Below are 9,528 nucleotides of genomic sequence, written 5' to 3'. Positions count from 1 at the left end.
TCGCCGAGGCGAACACCGGCGACTCCGCCAACAACCGGCGGGCCATACCCTCCCACTGCCAACCCTGACCAGAGAACACCCACACCACACCACCCAGCGACGCCGGCACCACCGGCAACACCAAACCATCCAACACGCCATCAACCGCGACCGCCCGATACGGCAACAACGCCCGCCGCGCCAAACCCGCCGCGACCGCATGCGCCGACACCGAAGGCCGCGCATCGACAAACGCGCCCAACCGATCGACCTGCGCCTGCAGCGCCTCACGAGAACGCGCCGACAACAGCCACACCGCAGGACCATCAGACGAGACGACCGGATCCGGCTCCTCAGCAGGCTGCTCCAGAATCACATGCGCGTTCGTCCCACTGACACCGAACGACGACACACCCGCCCGACGCGGCCGCCCCACCTCCGGCCAGGCGCCGGCCGTCGCAGCCAACTCCACCGCACCAGCCGACCAATCCACCTCCGGCGACGGCGCATCGATGTGCAACGACGACGGCACCACACCATGCCGCATCGCCAACACCATCTTGATCACACCAGCGACGCCGCCCGCGGCCTGCGTGTGCCCCAGGTTCGACTTCACCGACCCGAGCAGCAGCGGTCGTTCCCGGTCCTGGCCGTACGTGGCGAGGATCGCCTGCGCCTCGATCGGGTCACCCAGCCGAGTTCCTGTCCCGTGCGCCTCCACCACGTCCACATCGCGGGGCGAGAGCCCGGCCATGCGCAGCGCATCCCGGATGACCCGCTGCTGCGCGGGCCCGCTCGGCGCGGCGAGGCCGTTGGACGCGCCGTCCTGGTTCAGCGCACTGCCACGCACCACTGCCAGCACCCGGTGTCCCGCGCGTCGGGCGTCGGACAGCCGCTCCAGCAGTACCAGACCGACACCTTCGGACCATCCGGTGCCGTCCGCCGTGGCCGCGAAGGACTTGCAGCGCCCGTCGGCGGCCAGCCCGCGCTGCCGCGAGAACTCGACGAAGGCGCGGGGGCTGAACATCGCGGTGACGCCGCCGGTGACGGCCATCCGGCAGTCGCCGGAGCGCAGTGCCTGCACGGCCAGGTGCATGGCGACGAGCGACGACGAGCACGCCGTGTCGACGGTCACCGCGGGTCCTTCGAAGCCGAACGTGTACGCGACCCGGCCGGAGACGACGCTGGCCGCGTTGCCGATCAGCAGGTGCCCCTCGACCTCTTCCGGGATGCTCCGCAGGCCGATCGTGTAGTCCTGTCCGTTGTTGCCGACGAAGACGCCGGTGGCGGTGCCGCGCATCGTGTCGGGGTCGATCCCGGCGTGTTCGAACACCTCCCAGCAGGTCTCCAGCAGGAGCCGCTGCTGCGGGTCCATGGCCAGCGCCTCGCGCGGGGAGATGCCGAAGAATCCGGCGTCGAAGTCCGCGGCGTCCTCGAGGAAGCCTCCTTCGCGCAGGTACGTGGTGCCGGGGTGTTCCGGGTCCGGGTGGTACAGGGCGTCGAGGTCCCAGCCGCGGTCGGTGGGGAACGGCGCGATCACGTCGCCTTCCGCGATCAGGACCTGCCACAGGTCGTCGGCGGAGCGGATGCCGCCGGGGAACCGGCAGGCCATGCCGACGATGACGATGGGGTCGTCGTCGGCCGCGACGGTGGGCGCGTCGTCGGCCGGCGTCGCCGCGGTCGCCCCGAAGAGCTCGGCCTGGAGGTGTTCGGCCATCCCGGCCGGTGTGGGATGGTCGAAGACCACGGTCGTCGGCAGGGTGAGGCCGGTGGCCCGGCACAGCCGGTTGCGCAGCTCGACCGCCGTGAGCGAGTCGAAACCCTGCTCCTTGAAGGCGCGCCGGACGTCCAGCCGGTCCACCGACCCGTGCCCGAGGACGGTCGCGGTGTGGCCGAGCACCAGGTCGAGCAGCGCCTGCTTCCGCTGGGCCGGTTCGAGGTTGCGCAGTGCGTCGCCGGTACGAGTGGCGCCGGGGTCGTCCGGATCGGTGCCGGCTGTGCGGCTTTCGGCGATGGTGTCGAACAGCGACGTCCGTCGGGCCACCGCGAACGTGGCGGCGAACCGCTCCCAGTCGATGTCGGCGACCGTCGTGGTGGTCCGGTCCGCGCCGAGCACCGCGCCGAGCGCGGCGGTCGCCGGTGCGATCGGCATGGTCCGCAGGCCCCAGTCGTTGAGCTGGTCGCGGGCGGCGCCCTCGGCCATGCCGGGGCCGTCCCAGGTGCCCCAGGCGATCGCGGTCGCGGTACGGCCGGACCCGCGCCGCCAGGAGGCGAAGGCGTCGAGGTAGGCGTTCGCGGCGGCGTATCCGCCCTGGTTGCTGCCGCCCCAGACGCCGGCGCCGGAGGAGAACAGCACGAACGCGGTCAGCGGTCGGTCGCGGGTCAGTTCGTCGAGGTGCCGCGCGCCGTCGACCTTCGCCGCGAGCAGGTGCCCGAGGGTGGCAGGGTCGGCGTCGGCGACGAGGCCGGTGTCGCCCACGCCGGCGGCGTGGAAGACCGCCGTCAGCGGGACGTCCGGGGCGAGGCCGGCGATCACCCGGGCGACCTGGTCACGGTCGGCGATGTCGCAGGCCGCGACGGTGACGGTCACGCCGAGCGCGGTCAGCTCGGCCTGCAGCTCGGCGGCACCGGGGGTGGCCGCGCCGCGGCGTCCGGTCAGCACGAGGTTGCGGGCGCCTTCCCGCGCCAGCCATCGGGCGACGTTGGCTCCGACCCCGCCGAGGCCGCCGGTGATCAGCACGGCGCCGTCCGGTCGCCACGACGCGGGACCGGTGATCGGGCTGCGGACGAGGCGGCGGGCGAGGACGCCGCCGGCCCGGATGGCGAGCTGGTCGTCGTCGGTGCCGCCGGCGAGGACGTCCGTCAGGCGGCCGGCGGCGTTCGCGTCCGGCGCGTCGGGCAGGTCGATCAGGCCGCCCCACGAGCGGGGTGTCTCCAGGGCGGCGACCCGGCCGAGGCCCCACAGCATCGCCTGGGTGGGCCGGGTGACGTGTTCGGTGTCGCCGGCGGCCACGGCGCCGCACGTGATCGTCCACAGTGGAACGGGTCGTGGCGCGGCGTGGAGGGTCCGCAGCAGGTCGAGGGTCGCGGCGAGCCCGCGGGGCACGACGGCGGCAGCCGGGTGCGCCGACTCGTCGAGGCCGAGCAGGGACAGCGCGCCGTCGAAGTCCAGCTCCCCGATCGGGTCGCCGGCCGAGGCGACAGTCACGACCTCGGCGCCGGCCCGGGTCAGGGCGGCGGACACGACCGGTGTCCAGCCGTGCCGGTCGTCGCCGGGCGCGATCAGCAGCCACCGGCCGCCGAGCCGCCCGGCCGGCACGGGCCTCGGCACCCAGGTCACGTCGTACATCCACTGGCCGACGTCGGCGCGTTCGCGCTGCCGGCGCCGCCACGAGCTCAGCACGGGCAGCAGCCCGGCGAGGGTGCGCTGCTGGTCGGCGTCGACGCCGAGGTCGGTCGCCAGGCGGTCGACGTCGCCGGCCTCGACCGCGGACCAGAACTCGCCGTCCGGCCGGCCCGCGGCCGCCGCCGGCGCGGCCGGGTCGGGTTCCAGCCAGAAACGCTCCCGCTGGAACGGATACGTCGGCAGCGCGACCCGCCGCGCCCCCGCCCCCTCGAACAGGGTCTCCGCGGCCACGGGCACCCCGCACACGTACGCCTCGGCCAGTGAGAGCAGGAAACGGTCGGCGCCGCCGAGGTCGCGGCGCAGCGAGTACAGCGTCCGGACGTCGGCGCCGGCTTCCTCGGCGGTCTCCTGCACCGGGGCGGACAGGACCGGGTGTCCGCTGATCTCGAGGAAGGTGTCGTACCCGTCGGCGAGCAGCGACCGTACCGCGCCGATCAGGTCGACCGGCTGCCGGGCGTTGCGGAACCAGTACTCCGGGCCGAGCTCGGCGGTGTCCAACGGGCCGCCGGTCACCGTGGAGTGCAACGGCACCTCGCCGGTGCGGGCCGAGACGCCGTCGAGCAGCCCGACGAGCCGGTCGTGCAGGGGGTCCACCTGCTCGCAGTGCGACGCGACCGTGGCCGGCACCAGCCGCGCCTGCCAGCCGGCGGCCTCGCGGTCGGCGACGAACGCCGTGAGTGTCTCCACGTCCCCGGCGACGGTGGTGGACCGGGGTCCGTTGACGCCGGCGACGGCCAGCCGGCCCGGCCAGCCGGACAACACCTGGTTCACCTGCGCCACGGGAGCCGCGACGGACGCGACCGCGCCGTTGCCGACCAGCGCCTCGGCGAACAGTTTGCTGCGCTCGGCGATGATCCGGGCGGCGTCCTGCAGGCTGATCGCGCCCGCGACGTACGCCGCCGCCACCTCGCCCTGGCTGGAGCCGACGACCGCCGCGGGTCGTACACCGTGCGAGCGCCACAGCGCGGCGAGCCCCACCATGACCGCGAACAGCGCCGGCTGCACGACGTCGATCCGGTCGTACCCGGGAGCGCCGGCCTTGCCGGTGAGCACGTCACGCAGCGACCAGTCGACGTACGGCGCCAGCGCGGCCTCGCAGTCGGCGACGGCGCGGGCGAAAACCGGCGAGGAGCGCAGGAGTTCGGCGCCCATGCCCGCCCACTGGGCGCCCTGCCCGGGGAAGACGAAGACGACCTTGCGGTCCCCTTCCGCGTCGCCGGTGACGACCTGCGGCGCGGGTTCCTGCCGGATCAGCGACTCCAGGCCGCGGACGAGGTCCGCCCGGTCGCGCCCGCAGACGACGGCCCGGCGCTCCAGCGCGGCCCGTGTGGTGACCAGCGAGTGGGCCAGGTCGGTGAGGTCGGTGTCGGGCCGGTCGCGCAGGAGGTCGAGGACCCGCCCCGCCTGCGCCCGCAGCGCCGGGCCGCTACGCGCGGACAGCACCCACGGCAGCGGTCCGTCCACGCCCGGGCCCCGCTCGACGGTCTCGGCCGCGGGCGCCTCCTCGAGGACCACGTGGGCGTTGGTGCCGCTGATGCCGAACGACGACACCGCCGCCCGGCGCGGACGACCGGTCTCCGGCCAGGGCACCTCGTCCTGGAGCAGCGCGACCGAGCCCGCGCTCCAGTCGACGTGCGGCGTCGGCTCGTCGATGTGCAGGGACTGCGGCAGCGTCCCGTGCTGCATCGCCAGCACCATCTTGATCACACCGGCGATGCCGGCGGCCGCCTGGGTGTGCGCGAGGTTCGACTTGATCGAGCCGAGCCACAGCGGGCGGTCGGCGGGTCGGTGCTGGCCGTACGTGGCGATCAGCGCCTGCGCCTCGATCGGGTCGCCGAGGTTGGTGCCGGTGCCGTGCGCCTCGACCGCGTCGACGTCGGCGACGCCGAGCCGGGCGGCGGTGAGGGCGTCGCGGATGACGCGCTGCTGCGCCGGCCCGTTCGGGGCGGTGAGCCCGTTCGAGGCGCCGTCCTGGTTGACCGCGGACCCACGGATCAGGCCGAGGATCTCGCGACCGTTGCGCACGGCGTCGGACAGCCGCTCGACGAGGACCAGACCGACGCCCTCGGAGAAGCCGGCGCCGTCCGACGCCGCGGCGAACGGCTTGCACCGGCCGTCCTTGGCCAGGCCGCGCTGCCGGGAGAACTCGACGAACACGTCGGGCGTGGACATCACGGTGACACCGCCGGCCAGCGCGAGCGAGCACTCCCCGGAGCGCAGGGCCTGCGCTGCGAGGTGCAGCGCCACCAGTGACGACGAGCAGGCCGTGTCGACGGTCACCGCCGGCCCCTCCAGGCCCAGCGCGTACGCGACCCGGCCGGAGGCGACGCTACCGGCGTTGCCGTTGCCCAGGTACCCCTCGACGCTCGCCGGCATCTCGGGCAGCCGGGCGGCGTAGTCGTGGTACATCAGGCCGGCGAACACACCGGTGCGGGTGCCGCGCATCGCGTGCGGGTCGATGCCGGCGCGTTCGATCGTCTCCCAGGACGTCTCCAGCAGCAGCCGCTGCTGCGGGTCCATGGCCAGCGCCTCGCGCGGCGAGATCCCGAAGAACTCCGCGTCGAAGTCCGCGGCGTCGTACAGGAAGCCGCCCTCCCTGGCGTGGATGGTCCCCGGCCGTTCCCCCGACGGGTCGTAGAGCGCGGACACGTTCCATCCCCGGTCGGCCGGGAACGCCGAGACGACGTCACGCCGCTCGGTCAGCAGCCGCCACAGGTCCTCGGGCGAGCTGACACCGCCGGGGAACCGGCAGGCGATGCCGATGATGGCGATCGGTTCGGTCGCCCGGGCCTGGAGTCGTTGCAGGCGTTCGTCGGTGCTCTGCAGCTCGGCGGTGACCCGCCGCAGATATTCTCGGAGCTTGGCTTCGTTCGACACGTGATTTTCCCGAATCTCTGCCAGGACGGGCCATCGCCGTCAGGAGTCGCCGAATTTGCTGTCGATGAACTGGAAGATCTCGTCGTCGCTGGCCGTCTCCAGCCGCTCGCCGATGTCCGTGCCGTCGCCGCGGCGTTGCAGGTCGCCCCACAGCGCGGTCAGCGCCTTGAGCCGGACGGTGATGTCCTCGCGCAGCCCCGCGTCGAGCCCGTCGTCGCTGCCGCCGGTCGCGACGGCCATGGCGTGCTCCAGCTGGGCCAGCTGGTCCACGATCGACGGCCGGCCGACGACGCCGAACAGCTCCGCCCGCAGGTGCTCCGCCAGGGCGGCCGGCGTCGGGTGGTCGAACACCAGGGTCGCCGGCAGCCGCAGGTCGGTCGCCGTCCTCAGGCGGTTGCGCAGCTCGATCGCCGTCAGCGAGTCGAAGCCGAGATCCTTGAACTGCCGTCCGGCGCCGACGGTCGACAGCGAGGCGTGCCCCAGCACCTGAGCGGTGTGCGCGCGGACCAGGTCGAGCAGGCCGGACAGCTGCCCGTCGGCGTCCCGGCCGGCCAGTTGGGCCCGCATCGCGGCGGTCCGGTCCGGCGCGTCACCGCCCACGGTCCGCCGCTGCTGCGGCAGCAACGCTCGCAGCAGCGGCGACGGGTCGGTTCGCGGGCGCAGGTCGAGCGCGGCCGTCACGAGGGCGGGCTGTCCGGTGTGCAGTGCGGCGTCGAACAGGGCCAGGGCCTGCCGGTCGGACATCGGCAGGACACCCTGGTACGCCTTGGTGGTGTCGACGGCGGCGGTCATGGCGCTGCTGGTCTTCCACAGTCCCCAGGCGAGTGACTGCGCCGGGAGCCCCTGCGCGCGCCGCTGCCGGGCCAGCGCATCCAGATACGCGTTCGCCGCCGCATAGTTGGCCTGCCCCGCAGCGCCGAACACCGCCGACGCCGACGAGAACAACACGAACGCACTCAACCCATCGGTCAGCTCATGCAGATGTTGAGCGGCGACCGCCTTCGCCCGGAACACCGCCTCCAACTGGGACTCGGTCAGGTTCGCCACCGTCGCGTCATCCAGGACACCGGCCGCATGGATCACAGCACTCGGCCTGCACTCCTCCAACAGCGCCTTCAACGCCTCCCGATCCGACACGTCACACGCGACGATCCGCGCCTGCGGCAGCTCCTCACCCAACCGGCCGGCGGCCGGCCCACGCCGCGACACCAACACCAGATCGGTCACGCCGTACGCGTCGACCAGATGCCTTGCCAGCAACCCACCGAGAGTTCCCGTGCCACCAGTGATCAACACCGGGCCGGCACCGAAGTCAACCTCGTCGTCAGCCGGCGCGGCACGCACCAGGCGCGGCACCTGTACTCGACCGTCGCCGTCGACACGCAACTGCGGCTCGTCACACACCGCCACCGCGGCCCGCGCCGTCCCCGCATCAGCCGCATCCACCAACACGAAACGATCTGGATGCTCCGACTGCGCCGACGCCAGCAGACCCCACACCGCCGCCCGCTCCGGACGATCCTGGCTGCCCGGGACCAGCACCAGCCAACGCTGATCGTCGGCTGCCAGGCGCTGCTGCACACCGGCCAGGGTGTCGGCCAGGACGGCGTCGGAGGGGTCCCACACCGCGATGTCGGCCTGCGCCTCGCCGATGTGGCCGGCCTCGACCCAGTCGACGGTGTACAGGTCCCGCACCGTCTTGACCGGCAGCCGGTCCGGCAGCGCCCGCAGCACCAGCGACCCCACCGTGGCCACCGGCGCCCCGTGCAGGTCGGTCAGGGTCAGCGACAGGCTGTCGCCGTCGACGCGCATCCGCACTCGTGCCGCTGCCGCGCCCGTGGCATGCACCGTGACGTCCTGCCAGGCGAACGGCAGCAGCGGCTCCGTCGGACCGCCGGGCTTGTCCAGCGCCGCGAGGTGCAGCGCGGCGTCCAGCAGCGCGGGATGCACCCCGAAGCGGTCCACCTGTGCACGTCCCGCATCGTCCAGGGCGACCTCGGCGACGAGCTCGGCACCGTCGCGCCACGCCGCTCGCATGCCTCGGAACGCCGGGCCGTACTGCAAACCCGCGACGGCCAGGGCCTCGTACACGTCCTCCACCGACAACGGCGTCGCGCCGGCCGGCGGCCACTCCGCAGTCAGTGACACGACCGGAGTGGCATCACCGAGGACACCGGTGGCGTGGCAGGTCCAGGGCTCGTCGTCGCCGGTCCGTGAGTAGATCGCGACCTGCCGGTCGGCGTTCACCGCCGTCTGCACCTCGACAGCCCCGTCCAGCACCAACGGAGCCTGCACCGTCAACTCCCGCAGCACCGACGCACCAACCAGATCACCCGCGTTGATGGCCCAGTCCACAAACTGCGTCCCCGGCACCAGCGCCGTCCCGTGCACGGCATGGTCGGCCAGCCACGGCTCCAACGCCGTCGAGACCCTCGTGGTGACGACCACGCCACCATCAGCCAGCCGCAACACCGAACGCTCAACACCAGACTCCAACCAGAACCGCTGCCGCTGGAACGGATACGTCGGCACATCAGCAGGAGCAACAGCCGGCAGCACCGACGACCAGTCAACGGGTGTTCCGGCCGTGTGCAGAACGGCCGCGGCGCGCAGCACATCGGCCAGGCCGCCGCTGTCCCGTTTCAACGTGCCGGTCACCGTGCAGTCATCGACTGTCTCCACGATCCCCGGCAACAACACCGGATGCGCAGACACCTCAAGGAACCGGCGGAACCCGTCACCCGCAGCTGCGCGCACCGCAGCCTCGAACCGGACCTCAGCCCGCAGATTCGTGTACCAATAGCCGGCATCCAACCCGACCGGATCAACCAACCCACCAGTCACCGTCGAATACCACGGCACCTCAGCAGCCCGGAACTCCACCACACCCAACCGGTCCTTCAGCACCGCCTCAACAGCCTCCACCTGCTCCGAATGCGACGCATAATCCACGTCCACCCACCGAGTGCGCGCCTGACCCCAGTCAATCGACTCCAACGCGCCGCGGTCACCCGACACCACACACAAACCAGGACCATTCACCGCCGCCACACCGACGTCGGCAACACCCGCCACCCGGGCCCGGACCTCATCAACCGGCAACGCCACCGACAACATGCCCCCACGACCCGACAGCAACTCCGCGATCACACCAGCCCTGACCGCGACAATCCGGGCACCGTCCTCAAGAGACAACACCCCAGCGACAACCGCAGCAGCCACCTCACCCTGGGAATGACCGATCACCGCCGCCGGACGCACACCCA

2 protein-coding genes are annotated in these 9,528 nt (G+C 72.8%); both read right to left on the bottom strand.

The window, feature by feature from the left end:
• A partial coding sequence (locus AB0I21_RS56775) for a type I polyketide synthase (RefSeq protein WP_360574294.1) occupies positions 1-6,262 on the bottom strand: 6,262 nt, incomplete at its 3' end.
• A 39-nt stretch (positions 6,263-6,301) separates the two neighbouring features.
• Positions 6,302-9,528 (bottom strand): SDR family NAD(P)-dependent oxidoreductase (locus AB0I21_RS56770; protein ID WP_360574292.1); only part of this gene is annotated, 3,227 nt, incomplete at its 5' end.

It is taken from the genome of Dactylosporangium sp. NPDC050588 (assembly GCF_040654975.1).
GTDB lineage: Bacteria > Actinomycetota > Actinomycetes > Mycobacteriales > Micromonosporaceae > Dactylosporangium > Dactylosporangium maewongense.
The sequence above is the reverse complement of the archived record's forward strand: the minus strand, read 5'-3'. Positions and strand labels throughout refer to the sequence as shown.